This window comes from Streptococcus sp. K0074 (assembly GCF_048843365.1).
Taxonomy (GTDB): domain Bacteria; phylum Bacillota; class Bacilli; order Lactobacillales; family Streptococcaceae; genus Streptococcus; species Streptococcus mitis_BM.
In genome coordinates this window covers 1,195,081-1,220,410 of the sequence record NZ_CP184836.1, presented here as the reverse complement: position 1 = coordinate 1,220,410, position 25,330 = coordinate 1,195,081, and the positions used below count along the sequence as shown (strand labels likewise).

The window sequence follows — 25,330 nt, the reverse complement described above, 5'->3', positions numbered from 1 at the left end:
AAATTTTTATCACATTTTTTATTTTTCTGTAGAGCTAAATTCATACTAAACAAAGATTTTGAAATAAAAGACTAACATTGTTACATAACGTTAGCATTTCATTTCCCTAAAACAAGCTAATTTGGTCTAAAAAAGCAGCAAACTATAAACTAGTAGGTTCCACACCAAATGTAGACCCATGCTGCCCCATAAGTCCGATTTATAGCGTACCATCCCTAAAAACATCCCAAGTGAAACATATAAACACCAAGCTAGAATGGTTCCTGGATGATGTACTAAGGCAAATAAAACACTTGTCAACGCAACTCGAATATCTAATTTTCTCACCAAATTCCATATAATTTCTCGATACAGAAATTCTTCAACCATACTCGCATTGATTAAGAACAATAAAAATGAAAACCAAGGAACTCGATGTTGAAGTCCAATTAAGTTTGCTTGATTCGTGGTTCCTTGAGCATGGATTAGGCTAAAACATAGACTTATAATCAGTAGGCTAATGAATCCAATACCAAGCCATTTCATCCTAGATTTCATATTGACCTTATGAGCTTGTTTGCGTTGGCCATACATCCATAAAAAAGAAATGAGTGACGCACCATAGAGAATCTCTAGTATAGTTAACTCACCGATACAAAGAAATTTCAGTAAGTATAGAGATACCAATAGGACATTTACTTGTTGGAATATATAAACTGGAATTATTCTTTTCATAGTTACCTCCGAAATAAATCTTCATAATCTAAATCTAATACCTGCACAATCCTTTCTACCCATGGACTTTGAGGCATTCGTTGTTCCATCTTGTAGTGGCGTATCTTTTGATACAAACGGTTCAATTCACTTGGATAGTGAAACTCTCCCGCAAACATTTTTCTGGTTAACTCAATCCAGCTAATATTTCTTTCAGCCAAAATAATGGACAAGTTCTCCCAAAATCGTTCAGCCATATTGCTTCTCCTTTAGTTAGATAAATAATGTGTTTGTGCCATGTAAATCAATTGTTTCGTATCTCTTGGCAATAAAGCTCTAGCCTCCTCCAGATTCAGATTTGGATAAACTCGCTTATTTGAAACCGCAAGAGGAAGTCTGATGGTTAGTTCAGGATTTTTTAATATCATTTCGATGAAATCTGTTAATTTTAGGTTATCTCGATTCTTAAAACGTAATAAATTTGGAGATAAAAACTCGAAACAATCTGAAGAATAGCTCATCATCTCAATTAATTTATCCTTTGTCATTTCAGAAATAGAATGAGGAGTGACCTCTATGCCATACTTTTGAAAGAAATCCAAAAGAAGTTGATTTCTTTGGCTATTTTTACTTAGATATAGATCAATCATGAGAGACCTCCCAAAGATTCGGTTCCATTTGATATTCTGAGACGATTAAGGAATCTAATAAATTTGCGAAGTTAATCGGTTTCTTGTCTTCATCATAAGCTTTTACAGTTACTTGGGTTGTAAGTATTCCCTCTTTTCCCTCGGCTCGATAGCCTTGTCCATATAAAACAAAAACAAGATTCTGATGATCATCTACAAAGGCATCAGCTCCGTTCTTTATATCCTGACTTTCAAGGAATTCCATAATGTTTTGAAGATAGGATTCGTAAAATAGGGGGTAGTTGTGTTTTTTATGGTAATCATCTAAAAATGTCACCTCAAACTCACATGGATAATTGGGCATCAAAAATATTTGTTCATCCAGCTGTCTGATTTCTGCATCATGTAATTCTGTTTCTAATTCATCACAATCTAGTATTGATTCTTTATTTAATGCTTTCATCTTTTTCCTCTATTTCTTTTAATTTCTTTGCGATTGCGGCAATCACAGGAACGGTTACACTATTACCAGCTTGTTTATAGAGCTGACTATTACTAGAGACTTTTCTAGCAGCTTCAAAAGCCCAATCAGGAAAGCCCTGCAGTCTAAAACACTCTTTAGGAGTGATTCGTCGTATCCTCAAACGGTAAAATTGCCCATCAATTAAGACACCGGCTACATGATAAACTTGTTTATCTTCTCCTTCATAGCTAGCCACTACTACTCCCATTTGCCCACTGGTTGTTAACGTATTCGCTATACCTTTTCCAACTCTACCACGACGATACTGAGAACTTGGTCTCTCCAAATTGATTGAATCTCCTATTTCTGCTTGAGCATATCCTTTTTTCGTTGCCTCTCGGACTTTTAGAAATTGGATTGGTTCTGGAATCAGTATTTTGGGGATTTTATCTCCACCTTGCATCGTAGTCAGTGTTGGAGATAAGCCCTCACTTCCATAGACGCGACCAGTTTCCTTAAAGCTAGTTGGTAAATCTCCAACAACGACAATACCATGGCGATCCTGAGTATTTAAAGTAAACATTGGCTCTTGATTATCCTTGAAACGTCTACCATTTTGTCTTTTTTCTAATCTGTCTGGTGTCATACAAGGAATCGCAACTTTAAATCCTTCTCCTTTTCCACGAACTAAGGTTGGCGCAAGACCTTCTGAATAATAGACTTTACCACTCATTCCACTTTTTGATGGATTCAAATTCCCTAATATTTTTAAAGTCTCAGAGTTAGTTGCTTGACCTTCTCGTCTGAAAGGAAATAAGAGTCTGGTACCTCTCTTTCTAGAATGTCCGATAATAAACACCCTCTCTCTGTTTTGGGGAACGCCAAAATCCTTACTGTTAAGCACCTGCCACTCAACATCAAACCCCAATTCATCAAGCGTGGTAAGGATTGTGGTGAACGTCCGTCCCTTATCGTGATTGAGTAGGCCTTTAACATTTTCAAGAAAAAGAAAACGTGGTTGGATTTGTTTGGCCGCCCTAGCAATTTCAAAGAACAAAGTTCCTCTAGTATCTTCAAATCCCAATCGTCTTCCTGCGATTGAAAATGCTTGACAAGGGAATCCCCCACAGATGACATCGACTTTCCCTCTAAGTTTTTTAAATTCGTCATCTGAAACATCTCGTATATCATGAAATTCTATTTCTCCTTCCGTTTGAAAAATGGACTTATAAGATTCTCTAGCAAATTTATCAATCTCACAAAATCCAATACATTCGTGTCCGACACTTTCCATTCCAAGTCGAAAGCCACCGATACCTGAAAATAAATCAATAAATCTCATTTCTTGATCACCCCTTTCTTATCGACTATCATTGTCAGAACTGTCACTCCACTTGAAATGACAATGAGCATAACTAATATCCACTCGATTGGCGACATTTAACCACCTCCTTTTCTAACACGGTTATTCCAAACGGAATACAAGCCATTAAACACAAATTCAGCCAAAACTTCCGCTCGTCTAACAAAGCGAACATTGTCAAGAGCATACTGATAGATTCTCTCAAAATCAGTCATAGCAATTTCACTGGCTGTTTCAGAAAAACCTTCTCGTCTAAATTGATCTTGTACCAATCCCCAAATATAATCTCGATCATATTTTGTGACCTTTTCTACTTTTCTTTTCAAGATAGGTTGAGTATTCCTATCCTCCTCATCCTCAATAAATAAAGAATCAGTCTCACTATATTTAGTCTCACTAACTTCAGTCTCACTAGGGGCTGAATGTAAGACGGGGGCTGTTTCATTTTCAACCTGCCCTAGTCTTTTTTTAACACTAGGCCTGTTTGAATTACCTACTGGGGTAGTAGACAACTCCCCTAAATAAATCTTATTAGCTAGTCTCCCTTTCTCACTTGAAGACTGTTGGACTTCATCAATTAGGTCATATTCTTTTAGAATTTTTTTGATTGATAGTAATTTTGACTTCGAACAACCTAACAGCCTCATCAGTTTAGAATTAGAAAATACTAAATAAACCGCTCCTTCTTCATCTATCCAACCACGACTAAGAGATAATTCTAAACGATCTTTTAAAATAGAATAAGCCACCTTTACTTCTAGTTTCATATCCATATATTTCTCATCCTCAAAAAGAATTTTAGGTAATTTGTAATACCGTTCTGAAGTTTGGTATTGATTTGCGGTAATTCGTTTCATAGCGCACCTCCAAGTTCTTTGAGTGTTAAATCTCCGCTTGATTCCAATTGAACCAAGCCACTTTTTTCCAATTCAGCCATAAGAGAGATGGCTTCAACAATGTCAATTCCCATTTCACGTACTAAAAATGAAATGACAATATAGCGTGATGATTGTAATTCTTTTGTCATTTTCCCTCCTGAAAATAAAAAAAGGAGAACAATATACAATTGTTCTCTCTTTAGATAAATATTTATTGTTGTATTCATTTTTCCGATGCGCAAACGACATCTACAAATACATATACATCTATGTGCCTTTTTAGGACTTTTTTGACGTCAAAATTGCCTTTATCTACAAATACAAAATGCTTGTAAAATAGCTTAAAATCAAGGATTTTTACCCTTTTTTTCGTTGTAGCAACACTACACACTCCACGTGATGTGTTTGTGGGAATAAGTCAACCGGCTGTACTTTCTTCAACTCATATCCCAACTCTTGGTAGAGTTTGATATCACGCGCCATGGTTGCGACATTGCATGAAATATAGGCTATGCGGTCAGCTCCTGTTTGAGCGCTTGCCTTGATAAAGCTTTCTGTAAGACCCTTGCGTGGTGGGTCCACTAGAATAAGACTTGGTTGAATCCCATCTTTGAGCCAATTTTTCATAGCATTTTCAGCTGTGTCACAGACATAGTGGGCATTTGAAATATTATTCAGTTGGGCATTCTTCTTACTATTCTCAACCGCTTCTGGAATGACTTCAACACCATAGACTTCTTTGACATGTTTCGCAACAGAGAGGCCAATCGTCCCGATACCAGAATAGGCATCAATGACCACATCATCTTCTCTTAATTCAGCAAAGTCAATGGCTGTTCGATAAAGTTTCTCTGCCATTTCAGTATTGACTTGGTAAAAAGCAGGTCCAGCGATTTGGTAGTCATTTCCCAACATCTGGTCAGTGATAAAGTCTTGTCCATAAAGGGTCCGCCATTCCTTACCAAAAATAGCATTGGTGTTCTGGTCATTGATATTTTGCATAACAGACACAATCTCTGGGAATTGCTTGATTAATTGTTCAATCAATTGGTCAACACGGAAAACTTTAGGTCGAGTTGTTACCAAAATAACCATAATTTGGCCTGAATAGTGTCCGCGGCGCACCACAAGGTTTCGAATCAAGCCAGCTTGTTCCTTTTCATCATAAGGTTTCAAATTATAACGGCGGAGCAAGTCACGTAGACCTACTACTACCTCATCAATCACAGGATCTTGGATAAAGAAATCTTCTAGAGGCATGAGGTCATGGGAATTCTTACGGAAAAATCCAGTTTCCAAGATACCATTTACTCGACGAACAGGGACCTGGGCCTTGTTGCGGTACTTAACTGGATTTTTCATACCCAAAGTTTCAGCAACCTCTACATCAGCAATCCCAGCAATCTTGTATAGACTGTCTTTGACTTGCTTGGTTTTAAACTTGAGCTGCTCTGGATAAGCAAGATGCCCCAAGTCAGCGATACCTGATCGTAGATAAGCTAGGTCAAGGTCTTGGTTACGATGCGGAGAGTAAGTAAGGTATTTTTCAACTTTTCCGAAACCAATCTTTTTATTGACCTTGAGGACACGCATGAGGATTTTTTCACTCGGTAAAGCATTCTCTACAAAAAACACCAAACCATCCACCTTGGCAACTCCTGCACCTTCATGGGTCAAGTCAACAATTTCAACTTCTACAATATCATTTTTCTTTAACATTCTCTTCTCTTTCTATTGGCCGACAAAAAAGACGGCAACGTTACGGTTACCATCTATTATACCATGAAATTTATAATCAGATTCTCTTTATCTATTCTAGTTCATTTCTTTAAATGCTGCTTCTGCATCCGCATTACTGATAACACCAAATTGAATCTTTCCAATCTTTCCTTGACTGTCAATCAGGTATTCTGTAGGAATGCTTCGGATTTGATAAGCTTGGAATGTGGTTGCTTTTGTGTCATAAAGAACTGGGATATCCTTATAACCTTGATCTTGGAACCATTGTGGGAATTGCTCAACGGTTTTTTCACCTTGAATTCCTGGTGCAATGACACTAAGAATTTCGAAATCACGATCTGGTTTCGCCGCTAGTTCCATCAACTCTGGCATACTTTTCTTACATGGACCACACCAGGAAGCCCAAAACTTCAAATAGACTTTTTTACCCTTATAATCAGATAACTTAACTTCTTTACCGTCCATAGATTGCAAGGTAAAATCTGGAGCATCTTTTCCAACAGCAATTTGTTGTACAGTCGTTTGTTGTTTTGGCTGTTGTGCTACTTGAGTCTTTTTAGTTTCTTCCTCACCACAGGCCATCAATACAACTAATGACAAGAGGCTTAAGCCAGCAAACATTACTTTTTTCATCTTTTTCTCCTTTATTCAAAAATTCCAGCTAGAACATTTACTTGTCCTAATAGTAACAAAATTCCCATTAAAATAATGAGGAAACCACCAATTTTCTTCAGTAGCATCATATGACGCTTGATTTTACTAAAATAAGGCATTACTACACCTGAAGCTAGAGCCAAGACCAAGAAAGGAATGGCCATCCCCAGAGTGTAAATCAAGGTATAAATAGCTCCTTGCCAAGCCCCATTGCCTCCAGAAGCCGCAAGCGCTAAAACAGAACTTAAAACTGGACCGATACAAGGCGTCCAACCGAAGCTAAAGGTAATACCGAGTAAAAAGGCTGACCAATAACGATTGGCTTCCGATTTCTTAAAAGTAAAGCTTTTTTGAACCTCTAATTTTTTAAAATGAAAAATTTCCATCTGGTGAAGGCCCAAAATAATGATAATCGTACCCATGGTATAGCGAAACCAATTGGCATAGAGAATATTACCAAAGTAACCAGCACCAAATCCTAGAATAAAGAAAATGAGTGAAATACCTGCGATAAAGCAAAGTGTTCGAATCAAACCTGACCAGGCAACTTTTCTTCCAAATAAGGAGAAGCTTTTTGCACTTTCCTGATCATCCAATAAAATTCCAGCATAAACTGGCAGAAGAGGAAAAATACAGGGAGAAAAGAAGGACAAGACCCCTGCTAAAAAAACGGAGATTGAAAATACTAGCGTTTCCAATAAAGAACCAACTTTCTTAAGAATTTAAACCTATTGTACTATAAATATTAAAATTTGTATCAAGTTTGCTACGATTAACTGTTTTTGTCATTATATTATGTGAAATAAACTCTTTAATAGTACACTATGTTTTCTAAAACATTGTTAGAAATTGATTTGAATTTCTCCATCAAGTTGTTCGGTTTTTTCATTTCGCTATAGATAAAAGAAAAAATTGAAGAAAATTGTCCAAAGAGCCACTTTTTCTTCAATCTACTTTTACTTATTTTAATAAGTCCCTTCTTCACCTTGGCTAGTCAAGATTACTGGACCATCCTTAGTAATGACAAATTGGTGTTCATATTGACAAGATAGTCCACCGTCAATGGTCTTATGGGCCCAACCGGTCTTCATATCTGTATCAATTTCCCAATCGCCTGTATTGATCATTGGTTCAATAGTCAAGACCATTCCTTCACGGAGACGAAGTCCACGACCAGCAATACCATAGTTAGGAACCATTGGTTCTTCGTGCATAGTTGGGCCAACACCATGACCAACCAAATCACGCACTACACCGTAACCACGACTTTCAGCGTATTCTTGAATGGCTGCACCAATATCACCGATACGATTTCCAACAACAGCTTGTTCAATCCCCTTGTACATAGCTTCTTTGGTTACATCCATCAAGTTTTTCACTTCTTCGGAAGGTGTACCAACAGCATAAGCCCAACAAGAGTCTGCTAGACCACCAGAATAGCTCTGAGTGTATTTCTTCATTTGCTCCACATTGTTGAAGTTTAATTTTGAGACATTCAGGTCAGATTTAGCAATAGGACCTCCCAAAACCATGTCAACCTTGAGCAAATCACCATCTTTCAAAATATAGTGACGAGGGAAAGCGTGAGCCACTTCATCATTAAGAGAGCAGCAGGTAGCATAAGGATAGTCCATCATGGCACCGTCAACTCCAATCTGAAGCGGAAGGAAATTTTCTTCCTTACAACGACGGCGAACGTATTCTTCAACTTCCCACATATCTACGCCTGGCTTAATCAAATCACGTAAGCCGATATGAATACTTGCTAAAAAATCACCGGCCTTATCCATAGCTTCAATTTCACGAGCTGATTTTAATGTTATCATTTTTTCTCCTAGTTTCTAATTAATTTTAACAGTCACATTTGCCTTTGAAACAATCTGATGACCATGATAAATATCGTAATCAATAATAGCTGATCGTCTAGTATGATGGATAATGCGTGCTTGAATGCGCAGTATATCATCTATCTGAACAGCCTGCAAAAAGTAGATCAGCATTTGTTCGATGATGAGATTGCGACCACTATTCACAACTAAATCTTGGGTCATATGAGTCAGTATCTCTGCCAATACACCGTTAGCTAAAACACCGTTTTTCTCAAGCATAAAGGGTTCCACTGTAATGACGACTTCATCATGGTGATAAGCGAGTTTTTGACCAATCTGCTCAGAAAAAGTTGGTAGAGCCGAAACTTGAGAACGACTCATCTTCTCCATGACATCTCGTCTGGTTACAACCCCAAGCAATGTTTGATTATTTCGAATAACCGGTACCATTTCAAAATCTTCTGCAATCATCCGTTGACTCACATTGGCAATATTTGTCGATAATCCTGTTACGAAGATACTGCGCGTCATCACCTTGTCAATCGTCGTGCTGGGAGACTTGTCTCCTGCGTCACGCATAGTAACAAGCCCAACAACGACCTGATGTTGATTGATAACTGGAAAACGACTGCTACGATTCTTACGAACCAAGTCCAAATAATCTTTGACTGTGTCGGTTTCTCTCAGAAAACCATACTCATGACTCGGGCGATAAAGTTTCTCAACTGTCAGAATATCAGTCTTGATTTGGACATTTGACAAGGCTTTATTGATCATGGTCGCGACAGTGAAAGTATCATGCTTACTTCTCAGAACAGGAATTCCTTTTTGATTAGCCAGTTTAAGTACATCATTATGAACCTGAAATCCCCCTGTAACCAGAACTGCATTTTCATTTTCCAAGGCTAGCAACTGAATACGGGTTCGGTCTCCGACAATCAAGAGTCCCCCATCATGAAGGTAAGACAAGATATTTTGTTCAGTCATGGCACCAATTGAAAACTTACTGAATTCTCTCTCTAAACCTTCTTGCCCAGCCAGAACCTCAGAAGAAGTCACTTCTGCAATTTCAGCAAAAGTTAATCTTTCTATAGCAACTTTCTTAGATTTAACACGGATAGTACCACTTCTTGGGCGAGTCTCTACAATTCCACGGTTTTCAGCTTCTTTAATGGCCCGATAGGCAGTTCCATCACTGACTCCCAGATGGTTTGAAATGCTACGAACACTGACCCTTTTACCTACTGGTAATTCCTCCAAATAGCTTAGAATTTCCTGATGCTTACTCATTGAATTCTCCTTTTACATACCGAAATTCAAGATAATCCCGCATTTTTCTTGTGTAACGATCACTTCCCTTAAACTGACGAAACAAACTAAATCCAGACTTAAGAGCAACCTTTTGGCTAGCTTCATTTTCGAGGTGGGTAATGATAGATAATTGTTTTAAACCAAATTCCTCAAAAGAAAGTTGACAAATTTTTCTAACAACCTCTGTCATAAATCCTTGCGACCAAGCATCTTTTCTCAAAAAATAGCCAAGTTCTGCTTCTTTTTTGATTTCATCTAACTTTTCAAACTTAACAGAACCAATCATTTGTTGATTTTTCTGGTCACAAATAGCCCACACTCCCAAAGGGGACTTCATAAAGTAATTGGCCAGTGCATATTGACTTTCTTCCAGACTTGCCTGAGTTGGGAAAATAAATTGTAAATTTTCAGGATTTGAGGCTATCTCATGGAAGTCCTGACTATCACTAAAAAAGAAAGGACGCAAATACAAGCGATCCGTTTCAAAAAAAGAAAACATTGCTAATTTGGTCCAAATATTCATAAACACCTCTACGGTTTAATCCTCAACAAGTGTAATATCCGCTCCTAGATTACGTAATTTTTCAATAATATCAGAATAACCACGTAAGATAAACTCGATATTTGTAATTTCAGTTTTACCTTCAGCCATGAGCCCAGCAATGACTAGTGCAGCCCCAGCTCGTAGGTCAGTCGCTTTAACACTGGCCCCACGCAAATTACGTCCACCCATGTACAAAATATGACCATTTGTTGTCGAAATGTCCGCATCCATCTTTGCTAGTTCAAAAACATGATTTACACGTTTTTCGTAAATCGTATCGACAATTGTACCACGACCATTCGCTCTTAGTAAAAGTGGAGTAATCGGTTGTTGCAAATCAGTTGCAAAGCCTGGGTAAGGAGCTGTCTTAATATTGATTGCTTTCAAATTAGACTGCTCTTCGACAAAAATGCTGTCTTCAGATACAGTCATTCTCACTCCCATTTCTTCCAGCTTAGCAATAAATCCTTCTAGGTGTTCGTAAAGAACATTATTTATACGAATCCCCTTGCCGACTGCAGCAGCTAAAGAAATATATGTTCCAGCTTCGATACGGTCTGGAATCACCTGATGACGGGTTCCATGTAATCTTTCAACACCATCAATAATGATGATATTAGTTCCTGCACCGCGGATATGGGCTCCCATATTATTCAAGAGGGTAGCTACATCAATAATTTCAGGTTCACGGGCTGCATTTTCAATAATAGTACGACCATTCGCTTTAACCGCAGCAATCATCGTATTGATCGTTGCCCCTACACTAACCGTGTCCATGTAAATACTTGCACCATGAAGTCCTGTATCTTTAGCAGATAACTTCATGTTATCTCCCTCGTAGCTAACAGTGGCACCCATGGCTTCAAATGCCTTAAGGTGTAAGTCGATCGGACGAGGACCTAGATCGCATCCTCCCGGTAGACCAACTGTCGCTTCACCAAAACGGCCTAAGAGGCTCCCATAAAAATAGTAAGATGCACGAAGACTGTTAATTTTACCATAAGGCATTGGAATATTTTGAACACCTCTTGGATCAATCTCCAAGACATCGTCATAACGCTTAACAGTAGCTCCCATCAATTCCATAATTTCGACAAGACTTGCTACATCCGAAATATCTGGAACGCAATCCAAAGTCACCACATCATCAGCCAATATAATAGCTGGAATTAAGGCCACAACGCTATTTTTAGCACCACTAATAGTGATTTCACCTTGTAGTGGTAATCCACCATTGATAACAATTTTTCTCATTCTAAGTTTTTAATACTCTTTCAAGATTTCTAATAAGGTCTTTAAAATAAATTATATCATAAATGCAACCTTTTTTCCATCCTTTTCACTTTTATTGGAGATAGTAAGTAATAAATAGGATTAAGTTGAAAGGTTGAGTCCATATTTTATGAAACATCTTTTGATACTAAAAAAGCCTAAATTAAGAACTGCAAAATACCCCAAAAATTAGATTTTCTCTATCTAACTTTTGAGGTATCGTTCAACTATAAGAGATAATAGTCTTTTGGGGTGTTAATACTATGCGGAAATCAAAAACAACTCATGTCTGTGTCACCTTGCAGACAATCTACTACTGACCTTCTCATCTCTATATTCAATTGCAAATAGTCGTATTTAGTTGACTCAGAACAAACTTCCGAGTTTTTTTATTAAGCACTGGAAGTGAGTTCTTTTTGATTCTCGTTCAGCAGGTTTTAAGACTTGTCCTATCCAGATAATATCTTTTCTGCAACCCACAATGACTAACAAATAGCTTTTCTTTACTCTACTACCGCTTCAGCGATTTCTTCGCGGCTAATACCAGCAAAGTAGCGTGTGATATCAATAGTTTCTAGGGCTTTAAGGACGTCTTCGCGTTCGTATTTCACTCCACGAAGGACATCTTCTACAGCTACAACGTCCTCGATACCAAAGAAGTCACCATAAATCTTGATGTCTTGGATTTTTGATTCGACGACATTAGCAAAAACTTCAACCTTACCACTAGTGAATTTTGTTCCACGACGGACGTTAAATTCAGGTGATTTACCGTAGTTCCAGTCCCAAGTACCAAACTTAGTATCCTTGATGCGATTGATTTCATCCAATTGTTCCTCAGAAAAAACGTATTCAGTCATCTCTGGGTACTCTTTTTTCATGTATTCCAAGAGTAAATCACGGAATTCTTCAACCGTGATTTTTTCTGGCAATTCATTGACAATATTGGTTACACGAGCACGGACGGATTTCACACCTTTTGACTCAAATTTGTCCTTTGAAACCTTGAGGGCGTTAGCAAGGACTGACAAATCAACGTCAAAGAGCAAGCAACCGTGGTGCATGATACGACCGTTGATATAGGCTTGAGCATTGCCACAGAATTTCTTTCCATCAATCTCTAAGTCATTACGGCCTGTGAACTCAGCTTTAACCCCAAGTTGAGCCAAAGTATTGATAACTGGAGTTGAGAAGCTCTTGAAGTCAAATGCCTTATTTTCATCTTCTTTGGAGATGATCGTGTAGTTGAGGTTATTTAAATCGTGGTAAACAGCTCCACCACCACTGATACGGCGGACCACCTCAATACCATTTTCTCGAACATAATCACGGTTGATTTCTTCGATGGTATTTTGGTGACGACCAACAATGATAGATGGCTTGTTGATCCAAAGTAGGAAGATTTGATCCTCATCCAAAAGGTGTTTAAAGGCATATTCTTCCAAGGCGATATTAAAAGCAGTGTCGTTTGAATGATTGATAATATATTTCATGATATCCCTTTATACGATAGAGACTGGAATAAATTCCAGTCTAGTCTATCAATTTTTATTTTTTCTTAGGTGAATGGATAGCCATTCCAAGAACATCAGCAAATGCTTCGTACATTACTTCAGAGTATGTTGGGTGTCCGTGGATTGTCTTAAGCATTTCTTCTACAGTGATTTCCATTTCAATAATGCTCGATGCTTCATTGATCAATTCTGCAGCTGCAGGTCCGATGATATGAACACCAAGGATTTCACCGTATTTCTTATCTGCGATAACTTTAACGAAACCTTGAGCAGCATCAGATGCAATGGCACGACCGTTAGCAGCAAAGTTGAATTTACCGATTTGGACATCATATTTTTCACGAGCTTGTTCTTCAGTCAAACCAACTGCTGCTACTTCTGGAAGTGTGTAAATAGCTGCAGGAGTCAAGTTCAATTTGGCAACAGCGTGGTTTCCTTTAAGGGCATTTTCAGCAGCAACTTCACCCATACGGAAGGCAGCGTGAGCCAACATCTTAGTACCGTTGATATCGCCTGGTGCATAAATACCAGGAACAGAAGTTTCCATGTACTCGTTAACCTTGATACGTCCACGATCCAATTCAAACTCAACTTCGCCAATTCCTTCAAGGTCTGGCACACGACCAATTGAAAGGAGAGCTTTGCTAGCGATGATATCATCTTTTCCTTCAACTTTGATACGGAGTTTGCCATCTTCTTCAATAATTTCTTGAAGTTTAGTACCTGTCAAGATCGTCATACCTTTGCGTTCAAGAATCAAGCGAAGGTTTTTAGATACTTCCGCATCCATCGCTGGAACAATGCGATCCATCATTTCGATAACAGTAACTTTTGAACCGAAGGTCATGAATGCTTGACCGAGTTCGATACCGACAACCCCACCACCGATGATAACGAGGCTTTCTGGAACTTCGTTCATTTCAAGGATGTCATCACTAGTCATCACAAGAGATGATTCCATACCAGGAACATTGATTTTGCTTACTTTTGAACCACCAGCAAGGATGATCTTCTTAGTTTCAAGCAATTCAGAACCGTTTACCAAGACATTCTTATCTTTAGTGATAGTACCGATACCCTTATGAACATCAACACCGTAGCTACGAAGAAGTCCTGCAACCCCACCTACAAGGGTGTTGACAACTTTAGATTTAGTTTCTAAAAGTTTCTCCATATCAACTGTGAAGTTAGGGTTTTCAATCACGATACCACGATTTGCTGCATGACCGATATTTTCGATAATTTCAGCGTTGTGAAGGTAAGTCTTGGTTGGGATACATCCACGGTTCAAGCAAGTTCCACCAAGTTCAGATTTTTCAACAAGAGCAACCTTACCACCTAATTGAGCTGCTTTAATGGCAGAAACATAACCAGCAGGTCCACCACCAATAACAACGATATCATAAGCATCATCACTCTTACCATCATCGTTCGAAGCACTTGCTGCAGGTGCTGGGCTAGCTTCTGGTGCAGCTGCTCCAGCTGTTGGGATGTTTTCCCCTTCTTCACCAAGGTAACCGATAACTTCAGTAACAGGAACAGTCTCGCCGTCACCTTTTAGGATAGCGATCAAATAACCGTCTTCTTCGGCTTCCAATTCCATGCTGACTTTGTCAGTCATGATTTCCAAAAGGATTTCTCCTTCTTTTACAAATTCTCCGACTTTTTTATTCCATTGGACGATTTGTCCTTCTGTCATATCCACGCCGGCTTTTGGCATAATTACTTCTAAGGCCATGTCTTCCTTCCTTTATCTATATCTTAAAAATGAATGCTCTTAAATCAACATTGTGATTGGATTTTCAATCAATTCTTTCAAGTCCTTCATAAACTTAGCACCAGCCATACCATCTACGACACGGTGGTCAATTGTTAAACCAAGACTCATGATTGGGCGAATCACAATTTCACCATTGACGACAACTGGCTTCTCGATTGTCGAGCTCACACCAAGGATAGCTGAGTTTGGTTGGTTGATGATAGGACCAAAGGACTGAACACCAAACATTCCCAAATTACTGATTGTGAAGGTTGAGTTTTGCAGTTCGCTTGGAGCCAATTTACCATCCAAGGTACGGCCAATCACATCTTTAAAGGCTACAACCAGTTCTGAAAGACTCATCTTCTCAGCATTGTAAACAACAGGTGTCATCAATCCATTATCCATCCCAACTGCCATGGCAAGATTGACATAGTTGTGAGTGATAATGGTCTTTCCATCTTCTGTCAATGAAGCGTTGATGTAGGGGTGTTTCATAAGAGTCTTAACAACTGCAAGTGAAAGAAGATCTGTTACAGTAGTCTTCTTCCCAGTTGATTCCATGATTGGCTCAAGAACCTTCTTACGCAGAGCCAACATTTCAGTCATATCAACTTCATAGTTGAGGGTGAAGGTTGGCGCAGTTAGGTAAGATTCAACCATACGTTGGGCAATAACTTTACGCATTGCTGTCATTGGAATACGTTCAATTTCACCGTATGGTGTTACGTTATCAGGAACTTCTTCCACTTTTTCAATCTGAGCAGGAGACTTGATGGTATTGTTTTCGATATTTTCAGGAAGCAAGACCAAAACATCCTTCTTCATGATTTTACCACGATGACCAGTTCCTTGGATTTCCTGCCAAGCAATGTTATGTTTGAGGGCAATTCGTTTTGCAAGTGGCGAAATGCGAACCACGTTTGTGTCTTTATAAGTTTCCACGTCTTCTTTGTGGACACGACCGTTTGCACCTGAGCCAGAAACGTCGTAGAGGTTGATCCCTAAATCATCCGCTAACTTTCTAGCCGCAGGAGTCGCTCTTAGCTTGTCATCAGCCATGACCTCTCCAATTCTATTATAAGATACTAAGGGCGTCAAAAGTCAAAGTGAAAATAGGAAACTTGACGAAGAAACTTTAGTTTCTAGGAAAGTTTATCTTTTTCACACAGACTTTAGCCCGAGTTCAATTATTTCAATTATATGATGCAAAGGGCGTTTAAAAGCGACCGAAAAATAGGAAATCAACGTAGACCTCGATGAAGTTAAGGAGATTAATCTTTTTCCGAGCTTTTAGCCCGTGCTCAACTCTACAAGTAACTTGAACACGAAACGCGTCTCAAGTTACTACGGTTGCCGCTATTTGGCGGTCAACCTTGTAGACTTACTAAGTCGTTCGTCGGTTAATGTCGACCCGACTCTCTCCTGTCGCAACTTTTCAACTTACTTGGATACAAAACGTATCTCAAATACGTTTTGTTTACATAACTTATCTTATGTAATTCTATTCTTTGTTATAAGTTTTACGAATGGCATCTTTGATGCTTTCAACTGTTGGAATCATTGCATTTTCCAGGTTTTGTGCGTAAGGCATTGGCACATCTTCTCCTGCGCAACGACGGATTGGTGCATCTAGATAGTCAAATGCTTCTGATTCTGAAATAATAGCTGAAATTTCACCGATATAGCCACTTGTCTTGTGGGCATCGTTGACCAGAACAACTTTACCAGTCTTCTTAACTGAGTTGATGATGATATCCTTATCAAGCGGAACAAGGGTACGTGGGTCAACAATTTCAACTGAAATTCCTTCTTCTGCTAATTCTTCAGCAGCTTGAACCACACGACGGAGCATTTTTCCATAAGTAACAACTGTTACATCCGTACCTTCACGTTTGATTTCCCCAACTCCAAGTGGAATCGTGTAGTCTGGATCAACTGGCACTTCCCCTTTTTGGTTAAATTCTGACTTGTACTCAAGGATGATAACAGGGTTATTATCACGGATAGAAGACTTGAGCAGTCCTTTCATGTCCGCAGGTGTTCCTGGGGCTACAACCTTAAGTCCAGGAATGTGAGTAAACCAAGATTCCAATGATTGTGAGTGCTGAGCTGCAGATCCAACTCCATTACCAGCTGCACAGCGGACAGTCATTGGAACCTGACCTTTACCACCAAACATGTAACGAGTTTTAGCAGCTTGGTTGACGATATTGTCCATGGCAATAACAGAAAAGTCCATGAAGGTCATATCGACGATTGGACGAAGTCCTGTCATGGCTGCTCCTGCTGCTGCTCCAGAGATGGCAGCTTCAGAAATCGGACAGTCACGAACACGTTCTGGACCAAATTCTTCAAGCATTCCAACAGAAGTACCGAAGTCTCCTCCAAAGACACCGACATCTTCTCCCATCAAGAACACATTTTCATCGCGACGCATTTCCTCAGACATAGCAAGGATAATGGTGTCACGGAAGGACATTGTTTTTGTTTCCATTTTATCTCTTTCTCCTTAGTCTGCGTAAATATCTTCAAATGCTGATTCAAGCGGTGGGAATGGACTTTCTTCCGCAAATTTGACAGAAGCTTCTACTGCTTCCTTGACTTGCGCTTGGATTTCTTCCAATTCCTCGGCACTCGTAATAGTGTTTTCGATGAGGTACTTGCGAAGGTTTTCGATTGGGTCTTTTTGTTTCCACAATTCCACTTCTTCACGCGTACGATATTTACCAGGGTCTGATGATGAGTGACCAAGCCAGCGGTAAGTTACACTTTCAATCAAGACTGGACCGTTGCCACCGCGAACATGGTCTACGGCTTTTTTAAACCCTTCGTAGACGTCAATGACATTGTTACCGTCTTCGATGAACATTCCAGGAATTCCATAAGCGGCGCTACGTTGATGGATATGCTCTACATTGGTCATTTTCTTGATATCCGCAGAGATACCGTAACCGTTGTTAATGCAGTAGAAAATGACTGGCAGGTTCCAAATAGAAGCCATATTTACTGCTTCGTGGAAAACACCTTCGTTGGTCGCACCATCTCCAAAGAAGCAGACAACGATTTTACCGGTATTTTGCATTTGCTGACTGAGGGCTGCACCAACAGCGATTCCCATACCACCACCTACGATACCATTGGCACCAAGGTTACCAGCATCAAGGTCAGCAATATGCATAGATCCACCTTTACCTTTACAGGTTCCAGTGTATTTTCCAAGGATTTCAGCCATCATTCCGTTGAGGTCAATTCCTTTGGCAATAGCTTGTCCGTGACCACGGTGGTTTGAGGTAATTAAATCATCTGGATTGAGAGCCAACATAGCACCCACATTAGCTGCCTCTTCTCCAACAGAAAAGTGCGTCATTCCGGGCACTTTCCCTTTCTTTACTAATTGTGCAATTTTTAAGTCCATACGACGGATTTCTTCCATCTTTCGGAACATTTCTAGCAAAAGATTTTTATCTAAAGTTGACATCTTCTTGCCTTTCTAACTTTCTTCTTACCTTACTATTTTACCGTTTTTAGCAAATACTGTCAAAGTTTTTCTAAAAGAAATTTCACAAATTAAAAAAGAAAATCCCATAGGAATAAGGGATTTTCTCATTAAGAATATTTTTTCACAAACTTTTTAGCGTTTAGATTTTGCTAAAGATTCAAATCTCTTCATAATCACAGTTAAACGCCAACGGTAGAGAACCCCACTCACAATTAGACTAATAATCAAGCCGATCCAGTAAGAATAAGCTCCAAAATCTGTTAGGGAATCAAATAGCATAGCCACTGGGATTGCTACGCCCCAATAGCCAACCAAACCAAGGTAAAAAGGAATAACTGTATCCTTATACCCCCGTAAAATTCCCTGAAGCGGTGCCGCAAAGGTATCTGCTAACTGGAAGAAAAGACTATAAGTCAAAAAACGCGCTGTCAGATCGATAAATTCTGGGTCGTTACCATAAAGACTGGCCACATTTCCCCTAAAAATGTAAAGGAAAGATAAGGTGAAGCCTGCAAAAATAAGGGCAGTCCATCTTCCTAAACTAATATAGGTTTTCGCATCATTAAATCGCTTGGCTCCCACTTCATAGGAAACAACAATAGCCATAGCAGATGAGATGCTCATAGGAAAGGCGTACATGAGAGTTGAAAAATTCATAGCTGACTGGTGACTAGCGATAATCAAGGATGAGAACTTAGCCATAATCAAGCCAACCACAGAAAAGATAGCCACCTCCGCGAAGACAGTTCCCCCAATAGGCAGACCCAATCGAACTCCTTCCTTGATTTTATCCATATTAAGTGGAATTCGTTTCTCAAGATGTAGGGCTTTGAGCTTCTCCTGTTTAAATAGAACCAGAACAGAAATTCCCAGCAAGACCCAGTAGGCTAAAGAAGTACCTAAACCAGAACCAGCACCTCCCAGTTCTGGAACACCAAAGGCTCCGAAAATCAAGAGATAATTAAATCCACTATTGAGAGGAAGTAACAAAAGCATAAGGTACATGGACAGTTTGGTCAAGCCCAGCGAATCCAGCAAGGAACGAATGACACTAAAGAGCAACAAGGGGATAATTCCGATAGATAAAAACCAAAGATAGCGAACCGCTACTGCTGCCACAGGAGCTTCTAATCCAATATGATTCAAGATTGGTGGTGCCAAGAAAAGTACCATCCCCAGCAAGACCATAGATAGCGCCAAGGCCAGATAGATGAACTTGTAAAAATCAGACACCACCTCTTCCTTTTTCCCTCGACCAAGATGGTGACCAATGATGGGCACCAGGGCTGACACAATCCCTGTTAAGAATGTAAAGAAAGGATTCCAGATACTAGTTGCCATAGACACACCAGCCAAGTCCATGGTATTGTATTGACCTGTCATAGTCGTATCAACAAAGGAGGCAGAATAATTGGCAAATTGATAAATTAGGATAGGGAAAAATATCTTTAAAAATAAGATAAACTTGTCTTTAAAATGATGGGTCTGGTACATATAAGCTCTCTATTCTTTTTGTTTACAGAGCAGACTACCACCTAGTTTTGATAGACGATTTGTCCCTTACAGATGGTATATTTAACCTGCCCTTTTAAGGTTTCACCGATAAATGGTGAATTAGCTGCTTTCGAAGCAAAATGGGAGTCCACAAGGCGGTCAGCATTAGCATCAAAAATAGTGATGTCCGCTGGACCATTCTCAGCCAAGTAACCTGCTTCAAAGTTATAAAGCTGGGCTGGGTTGTATGTCATCTTTTCGAGTAATCCCATCAAGCTCAACTCTCCAGCTTCGACCAAATAAGTCAATCCGAGGGAAAGAGATGTTTCTAAGCCAGTCATACCAGATGGTGCCTTAGTGATATCTTCAACATTTTTTTCATCTGCATGATGAGGCGCGTGGTCAGTCGCGATCACAGTGATAACTCCTGATTTGAGACCTTCGATAACGGCACGACGGTCTGATTCCAAACGAAGCGGTGGATTCATCTTAGCATTGCTACCTTGTGTCAAAAGGAGGGCTTCGGTCTTAGAAAAATGCTGTGGCGCTACTTCTGCTGTAACTTGCGCACCCAATTTCTGAGCAAACTCCACTACTTTAACACTTTCCTCCTTAGACAAATGCTGGATATGAACATGGGCCTTAGTTGCATAGGCAATCATGACATCACGCGCCATCATAGCATACTCAGCTACCCCAGTCGCACCACAGATATGGAAATGTTCTTTAGCAATGTTTTCATTAAACCCAAGAACACCGTTCAATCCTGGATCTTCCTCATGAAGACTAATAAAGGTATTAAGCTTTTTAGCTTCCTCCATGGCTTCCTTGACAACTTTACTACTTTCAAGTGGAATACCGTCGTCTGAGAAACCAACAGCTCCAGCTTCTAAGAGTGCCTTAAAGTCAGTCAAATCTTGCCCATTAAAATTCTTAGTTATTGTCGCAACCGTCTTAACATTGATCTTCTCTTTGGCAGCTGACTGGAGAACTTCTTGCAGGGTTTCTACATCTGAAATGGTTGGACTAGTATTAGCCATCATGACAACCGTTGTAAAACCACCTGCGGCGGCCGCTAGGGCACCAGTATGAATATCTTCCTTGTGGGTTTGACCAGGTTCACGGAAATGAACATGGATATCGACCAAGCCAGGAGCAACTACAAGACCATTAGCGTCAATCAGTTCTGCTCCTTCTTCTTTAATCTCAGGTGCAATTTTGACAATTTTCCCATCTTGAACTAAGACATCACACACTTGATCCAAACCAGACTTGGGATCCATTACACGACCATTTTTGATTAGTAGCATCTGCTTTCTCCTTTATTCATAGAAATCGACTTGGGTATCCAACAATTTATCCCCATCATAAACAAACTTGGCTGAAAAGAAGGGTTTATCCTCTAAAAGCCACTCAACAAAGGTATGGTCACCTTCCCAAGTCGGCTTGCTCAAAACCTCGTCATAGGGAACCCATTCCAGCGTTCCCTCGTTGCAGTCAATCAAGTCGCCCTCAAACTCCGTCACCTTAAAAACATAGGTGTACCAGTCTAAATCTGGTGTAAATTCAGGGAAAGTGATGACACCTTTTAGAACCGGCTTGGCTTTGAGCCCTGTTTCTTCAAGGATTTCACGCGTTGCGCATTCCTGAGGGGTCTCACCTCTCTCTAGCTTACCCCCCACACCAATCCATTTCCCTTCATGGACATCATTGGGTTTCTTATTGCGGTGGAGCATAAGCAGTTCTTTCCCGTTATCAATGTAGCAAATTGTCGCTAACTGTGGCATATCTTCTCCTTATCTAAGCCAATCGATTGGCTCTTGTCCTGTCTCTTTTAAGAATGCATTGGCCTTGGAAAAAGGCTTGGAACCCCAAAATCCTCTATAAACTGACAAAGGACTGGGATGGGCTGATTCGATAATCAAGTGATGAGGATTGGTAACCAAGACCTTCTTCCTACGTGCATAGACTCCCCAGAGTACAAAAACGACTGGTCTATCTAGATGATTAACCACCTGAATCACAGCATCCGTAAAAGGCTCCCATATCTGCCCAGCATGACCATTGGCACGTCCAGCAGGAACCGTCAAACAAGCATTAAGAAGCAAGACTCCTTGCTCAGCCCAAGCTGTCAAATCATGAGATTTCTTAACCCCGATATCATCTGACAATTCTTTCAATATATTTTGCAAGGATGGTGGAGCTGGGATAGAGTCCGGTACAGAAAAACTCAAGCCCTGCGCTTGACCTGGCCCGTGATAGGGATCTTGCCCTAGAATCACCACCTTAACCTCTTCAAGCGGTGTTGTCAAGAGAGCCTGAAAAACCTTTTCCTTAGGTGGATAAACAGTCCCTTGAGCATAGACCTGATTCATAAACTGATTGATTTTCCCAAAATAACCCTCAGGTAATTGCTCCTTAATCAAAGCATGCCAAGACGAGTGTTCCATAGCCGACTCCTTCGTTTTTACTGCCTCTATTATAGCAAAAAGTGGCTATGGAAACCACTTTTTACAGTTTATCTAAACAATCCAGCAAGTCGTTGTAAGAATGGACTTCGTAGGTTGGCTGGGCTTGTGTGGGATTTTCGAGGTGATGAGGATTGTACCAAATAGTGTCAATCCCCGCATTATTGCCACCTTGAATGTCGGCGGTTAGAGAGTCTCCAATCATCAGCGTCTTTTCTTTGCTAAAACCTGCAATCTGTTGGCCAATTTTTTCATAAAAGAGAGCATCCGGTTTTTGTGTTTGCAACTGTTCAGAGATAAAGACTTGATTGAAATAAGGTGCTAGACCAGACTGAGCCAAACGCCCTGTCTGAATGGCAGTAATGCCATTTGTCGCAGCATTTAGCTCATAATCTCGCTCGATGAGGTTGTCTAAGAGTTCATGAGCGCCTGAAAAAGTTTGTCCCTGTTGAGCGAGGTAAAATTGGTAACGCTGGGCTAGAAAACTACCATCTTTTTCCTGTCCAAAGTGAGCAAATAGACGAGAAAAGCGCGTGTTAACCAGCTCTTGTTTACTGATTTTCTTTTGCTCCAAGTCCTTCCAGAGAGCCTTGTTCATAGGAACATAATAGTCTTTATAATCCTGAATGTCTGTAACCCCTTCTTCTTTTAAGAGTTGAGTCAAAGCCACATCCTCAGCAGCATCAAAATCAAGAAGAGTGTGATCAAGGTCGAAAAGTAGAAATTTGTAGGACAATTTAGTGTTTTCCTTTCTAAGATAAACAACTTTCACTTCAGCCAGCTGTTTAATGTAAAAACTTAAAAGTAGTATAGTATCACAAAGAATAATAGTTCTAATGGATTAACTAACCCATACTATTCTAGTCAAGTTTATTTTTATTGTAGAAAAATCTCCTATAAATTCGAGCAATAGTCAACATAAATACGGAGACTACCCCTATAATAGTTAAAACTGATTTTCCTACCCCTGTTTCAGCATTTATTATGTAAGTGTGAAATAAAGGTGCTAGACCTAGCAAAACATATAAAATGTAGAAAGCTAATTTTATCTCTCCGATACCAGCAAAAAAATGTTTCATTTTAAATATCCCAATTTTACCTTTCATCTTTATAATCCACTAACAGATCTATTGACTTCTCATTTTTTTGAATAATCTTGACAGCAAATTTACTCCACTTAATGCCACTAAAACTTCAATGGGCAAAAAATAGTAATCCCATATCAAATGAGAAATCAGCAATGTTAGAAATAGTATACAGTCAATATAACTATTCTGAAAATACTCTGTAATTACATAATACAAAAACACCACAACCATCAAAATTAAAACAACCATCATAATACTATCATCCTGTTCTTCTCACTAACGCTATTTCCAAAATTTAATTTTTTTATGACTTAGTAATGCAATTCCAATTAGCAATACACCTAAAATAAATAAAAGTATCTCCCAAAATTTATTCTCAGTTTTAATAAAAGGTATAAGATACATACTAATCAATATGGAACTTGCCCCTAAAAGAGCAGATGCCACTCTGACTTTATCAGTTAGTTTAAACATGTTGAGTCTCCCATAAAATAATCAATGGCTACGTTTACTGTAACATTCCTCCGTCTTTATGTAGAGATAATCCCCCATCAAGACACCTCATCTCTTCTTACTCAATAGCAACATAATTATTTGGTGATACGAGTTTCATAAGATTTCTCCTCTTTAACGTTGCATGGTTAGGATAGTTCTCTAATCAGTAATCGTCGACTGCGTTTAAAGCACTTTGTTACCTAGATAAGATATCCTTTCTCTACCTGATTTGATTTTAAAGAGAAGTAAGATTTAACCTTATTTATCTTATTTCTTATTTTTAAATAACTTATACTCTTTTTCTCTGATAAAGGGAAGTGAGAAATTAGAAAAAATTAGTAGAATTGAAAATAGGTATCCATCTTTTTGCATTGCTAAAACATAGCCTAAAAATATATAGACAATCAAATCTAGTACAAAAAGAGAAAATATTCTCCTTTTCATCATCTCACTTGAATTAAAGATTCTATTTAATAGAACCTTTATCGTAGTATCTACACAAATTTTTATCAAAAAGATAAGAGCAAATACACGATTAGCAACTGTACCATGAAGAATAAATGGAAATATAGTTAATATAAAACTAGAAATCTCTAAATATTTTATCCAAGGAGATTGAGACATCTTACTTTTAAACTGACTGATTTTCCTATATTCACTAGCTAATCTAGTATCAAAATCTCTACCAATTTTATTAAAGATTAAGAACTCCAGGATAAAAATACTTATTAATACGAAATAAGTAGAAACGTTTCCTGGGAAATATTTATTGATTAAAATCGGGAAACTCATTAACAGAATCGAATTTATGGCTAGGCAGATAGATACTATTTTATTTTTCACTGAATATATAGGGAGCGATACTATCGAATAGAGAAACGCTAAAAAAATAAGCAAGAAATACTCTGTGCTGCTAATTAGCGGCGCCCTTAATGATAAAAATAGATAGGCACCCCACACGATGATATGCGCTTTACGAATTGACTCTAGATTACTCATCTACCTACTCCTAATATGTAAAGGGAATCCATTTTTAGTTTACATTCTCTTTCAAACAAGTCATAAGCATTTTATGATATTTCCTTCTTCTACATTAGGTAAAGTTGAAATACATTTTTTGCAAGTGAAAATATAATTGTTATTAAAAATCCCAAAAAGATCTATCCTTCTTCTAGACCTAAACCAAGTCAGATTAAAGCTACAAATATAATGATAAGGCTTTCTTTTACTTTAGACTACCATAAAACAAGGAATCTTTCAACAAAATTCATTGGCAAACTACTATTCTAGAAGATTGACAGCCCAAATCTTTCAGAATAGAACAATCCTAACTATCGAATATCCCGACTTTATAAATATCCATGTAATTCTAGATCTAGAATTCCTATAAACTAAATGTTTTCGCACTCTTCTAAGCCATTGATCGCCTTAAATGTTAATTTTTGAAGGATTCTAAAGCTAGAATAGTTCTATCACAATCAGCTTTGAATGATGAACAATTTAGAAACTCTATGATTCTACTCCTTTTACATTAAAAAGGAACTACATAAAGCAATCCCTTTCTGATTTTGAAATTATTTACTTAAAATTTGATAGTTGAGATAATCAATAGCCCACCTATAAAAAAAGTTATA

28 protein-coding genes are annotated in these 25,330 nt (G+C 38.8%); all 28 read right to left on the bottom strand.

Annotated features, from left to right (window positions below):
- Positions 1-126: 126 nt before the first annotated feature.
- Positions 127-714 carry a CPBP family intramembrane glutamic endopeptidase gene (locus ACN076_RS05920; protein WP_045611617.1) on the bottom strand — a complete coding sequence of 196 codons (588 nt, stop codon included), beginning with the start codon at positions 712-714 and terminating at the stop codon, positions 127-129.
- Positions 715-716: 2 nt separating this feature from the next.
- Positions 717-950 (bottom strand): hypothetical protein, encoded by a 234-nt coding sequence (locus ACN076_RS05915; protein ID WP_000840776.1) that lies wholly within the window; start codon positions 948-950, stop codon positions 717-719.
- 12 nt (positions 951-962) lie between these two features.
- Positions 963-1,343, bottom strand: a complete 381-nt coding sequence (locus tag ACN076_RS05910; protein WP_033680335.1) for an arsenate reductase — start codon at positions 1,341-1,343, stop codon at positions 963-965.
- Positions 1,336-1,785: a hypothetical protein gene (locus ACN076_RS05905; protein ID WP_000645896.1), complete on the bottom strand. Its 450-nt coding sequence runs from the start codon at positions 1,783-1,785 to the stop codon at positions 1,336-1,338. The genes ACN076_RS05910 and ACN076_RS05905 overlap by 8 nt, the downstream gene beginning before the upstream one ends.
- Positions 1,769-3,127: a DNA (cytosine-5-)-methyltransferase gene (dcm, locus tag ACN076_RS05900; protein WP_033680336.1), complete on the bottom strand. Its 1,359-nt coding sequence runs from the start codon at positions 3,125-3,127 to the stop codon at positions 1,769-1,771. Before dcm ends, ACN076_RS05905 begins: the two co-directional genes overlap by 17 nt.
- Positions 3,128-3,225: 98 nt before the next feature.
- Complete coding sequence (locus ACN076_RS05895; RefSeq protein WP_033680337.1) at positions 3,226-4,005, bottom strand: replication initiator protein A; 780 nt, start codon at positions 4,003-4,005, stop codon at positions 3,226-3,228.
- Positions 4,002-4,175, bottom strand: coding sequence for a hypothetical protein (locus tag ACN076_RS05890; RefSeq protein WP_000159602.1), 174 nt, complete (start codon positions 4,173-4,175; stop codon positions 4,002-4,004). Before ACN076_RS05890 ends, ACN076_RS05895 begins: the two co-directional genes overlap by 4 nt.
- Positions 4,176-4,383: 208 nt before the next feature.
- Entirely contained in the window at positions 4,384-5,745 is a 1,362-nt protein-coding gene (rlmD, locus tag ACN076_RS05885) for a 23S rRNA (uracil(1939)-C(5))-methyltransferase RlmD (RefSeq protein ID WP_420789591.1), read from the bottom strand.
- A gap of 96 nt (positions 5,746-5,841) precedes the next feature.
- On the bottom strand, positions 5,842-6,399 hold the full coding sequence (gene sdbB, locus ACN076_RS05880; RefSeq protein ID WP_153193758.1) for a thiol-disulfide oxidoreductase-associated lipoprotein SdbB: 558 nt from the start codon (positions 6,397-6,399) through the stop codon (positions 5,842-5,844).
- 11 nt (positions 6,400-6,410) lie between these two features.
- Positions 6,411-7,118 carry a thiol-disulfide oxidoreductase-associated membrane protein CcdA2 gene (ccdA2, locus tag ACN076_RS05875; RefSeq protein WP_060805537.1) on the bottom strand — a complete coding sequence of 236 codons (708 nt, stop codon included), beginning with the start codon at positions 7,116-7,118 and terminating at the stop codon, positions 6,411-6,413.
- Between the two features lie 267 nt (positions 7,119-7,385).
- Complete coding sequence (locus ACN076_RS05870) at positions 7,386-8,246, bottom strand: methionyl aminopeptidase (RefSeq protein WP_000631543.1); 861 nt, start codon at positions 8,244-8,246, stop codon at positions 7,386-7,388.
- A 15-nt stretch (positions 8,247-8,261) separates the two neighbouring features.
- Positions 8,262-9,539 (bottom strand): CBS-HotDog domain-containing transcription factor SpxR, encoded by a 1,278-nt coding sequence (spxR, locus tag ACN076_RS05865; RefSeq protein WP_420789590.1) that lies wholly within the window; start codon positions 9,537-9,539, stop codon positions 8,262-8,264.
- Positions 9,532-10,083: a GNAT family N-acetyltransferase gene (locus ACN076_RS05860; RefSeq protein ID WP_420789589.1), complete on the bottom strand. Its 552-nt coding sequence runs from the start codon at positions 10,081-10,083 to the stop codon at positions 9,532-9,534. Before ACN076_RS05860 ends, spxR begins: the two co-directional genes overlap by 8 nt.
- A 15-nt stretch (positions 10,084-10,098) precedes the next feature.
- Positions 10,099-11,358 (bottom strand): UDP-N-acetylglucosamine 1-carboxyvinyltransferase, encoded by a 1,260-nt coding sequence (locus ACN076_RS05855; protein ID WP_420789588.1) that lies wholly within the window; start codon positions 11,356-11,358, stop codon positions 10,099-10,101.
- A gap of 521 nt (positions 11,359-11,879) precedes the next feature.
- A complete protein-coding gene (locus ACN076_RS05850) occupies positions 11,880-12,869 on the bottom strand; it encodes a lipoate--protein ligase (RefSeq protein WP_101781959.1) in 990 nt (329 codons plus the stop codon).
- 55 nt (positions 12,870-12,924) lie between these two features.
- The gene (gene lpdA / locus ACN076_RS05845; protein ID WP_224218724.1) at positions 12,925-14,628 is read right to left on the bottom strand and encodes a dihydrolipoyl dehydrogenase; all 1,704 of its coding nucleotides are present in this window, start codon (positions 14,626-14,628) and stop codon (positions 12,925-12,927) included.
- Positions 14,629-14,667: 39 nt separating this feature from the next.
- Positions 14,668-15,711 carry a dihydrolipoamide acetyltransferase gene (locus ACN076_RS05840; protein WP_224218723.1) on the bottom strand — a complete coding sequence of 348 codons (1,044 nt, stop codon included), beginning with the start codon at positions 15,709-15,711 and terminating at the stop codon, positions 14,668-14,670.
- 442 nt (positions 15,712-16,153) lie between these two features.
- Entirely contained in the window at positions 16,154-17,146 is a 993-nt protein-coding gene (locus ACN076_RS05835; protein ID WP_000448714.1) for an alpha-ketoacid dehydrogenase subunit beta, read from the bottom strand.
- Between the two features lie 15 nt (positions 17,147-17,161).
- The gene (locus tag ACN076_RS05830) at positions 17,162-18,130 is read right to left on the bottom strand and encodes a thiamine pyrophosphate-dependent dehydrogenase E1 component subunit alpha (RefSeq protein WP_261067454.1); all 969 of its coding nucleotides are present in this window, start codon (positions 18,128-18,130) and stop codon (positions 17,162-17,164) included.
- A gap of 153 nt (positions 18,131-18,283) precedes the next feature.
- The gene (locus ACN076_RS05825) at positions 18,284-19,645 is read right to left on the bottom strand and encodes an MATE family efflux transporter (RefSeq protein WP_420789587.1); all 1,362 of its coding nucleotides are present in this window, start codon (positions 19,643-19,645) and stop codon (positions 18,284-18,286) included.
- Between the two features lie 41 nt (positions 19,646-19,686).
- Entirely contained in the window at positions 19,687-20,955 is a 1,269-nt protein-coding gene (locus ACN076_RS05820) for a dihydroorotase (protein WP_420789586.1), read from the bottom strand.
- Positions 20,956-20,967: 12 nt separating this feature from the next.
- On the bottom strand, positions 20,968-21,432 hold the full coding sequence (locus ACN076_RS05815; RefSeq protein WP_001135781.1) for an NUDIX hydrolase: 465 nt from the start codon (positions 21,430-21,432) through the stop codon (positions 20,968-20,970).
- Positions 21,433-21,441: 9 nt separating this feature from the next.
- Positions 21,442-22,095 carry a uracil-DNA glycosylase gene (locus ACN076_RS05810; protein WP_060805545.1) on the bottom strand — a complete coding sequence of 218 codons (654 nt, stop codon included), beginning with the start codon at positions 22,093-22,095 and terminating at the stop codon, positions 21,442-21,444.
- Positions 22,096-22,156: 61 nt separating this feature from the next.
- On the bottom strand, positions 22,157-22,849 hold the full coding sequence (locus ACN076_RS05805) for a YjjG family noncanonical pyrimidine nucleotidase (RefSeq protein ID WP_060805546.1): 693 nt from the start codon (positions 22,847-22,849) through the stop codon (positions 22,157-22,159).
- A 124-nt stretch (positions 22,850-22,973) separates the two neighbouring features.
- Positions 22,974-23,192, bottom strand: coding sequence for a hypothetical protein (locus ACN076_RS05800; RefSeq protein ID WP_060805583.1), 219 nt, complete (start codon positions 23,190-23,192; stop codon positions 22,974-22,976).
- Between the two features lie 48 nt (positions 23,193-23,240).
- Entirely contained in the window at positions 23,241-23,453 is a 213-nt protein-coding gene (locus ACN076_RS05795) for a hypothetical protein (RefSeq protein ID WP_033688775.1), read from the bottom strand.
- Positions 23,454-23,483: 30 nt separating this feature from the next.
- Positions 23,484-23,675 (bottom strand): hypothetical protein, encoded by a 192-nt coding sequence (locus tag ACN076_RS05790; protein ID WP_060805547.1) that lies wholly within the window; start codon positions 23,673-23,675, stop codon positions 23,484-23,486.
- Positions 23,676-23,963: 288 nt separating this feature from the next.
- Entirely contained in the window at positions 23,964-24,695 is a 732-nt protein-coding gene (locus ACN076_RS05785; RefSeq protein WP_060805548.1) for a hypothetical protein, read from the bottom strand.
- Positions 24,696-25,330 lie beyond the last annotated feature (635 nt).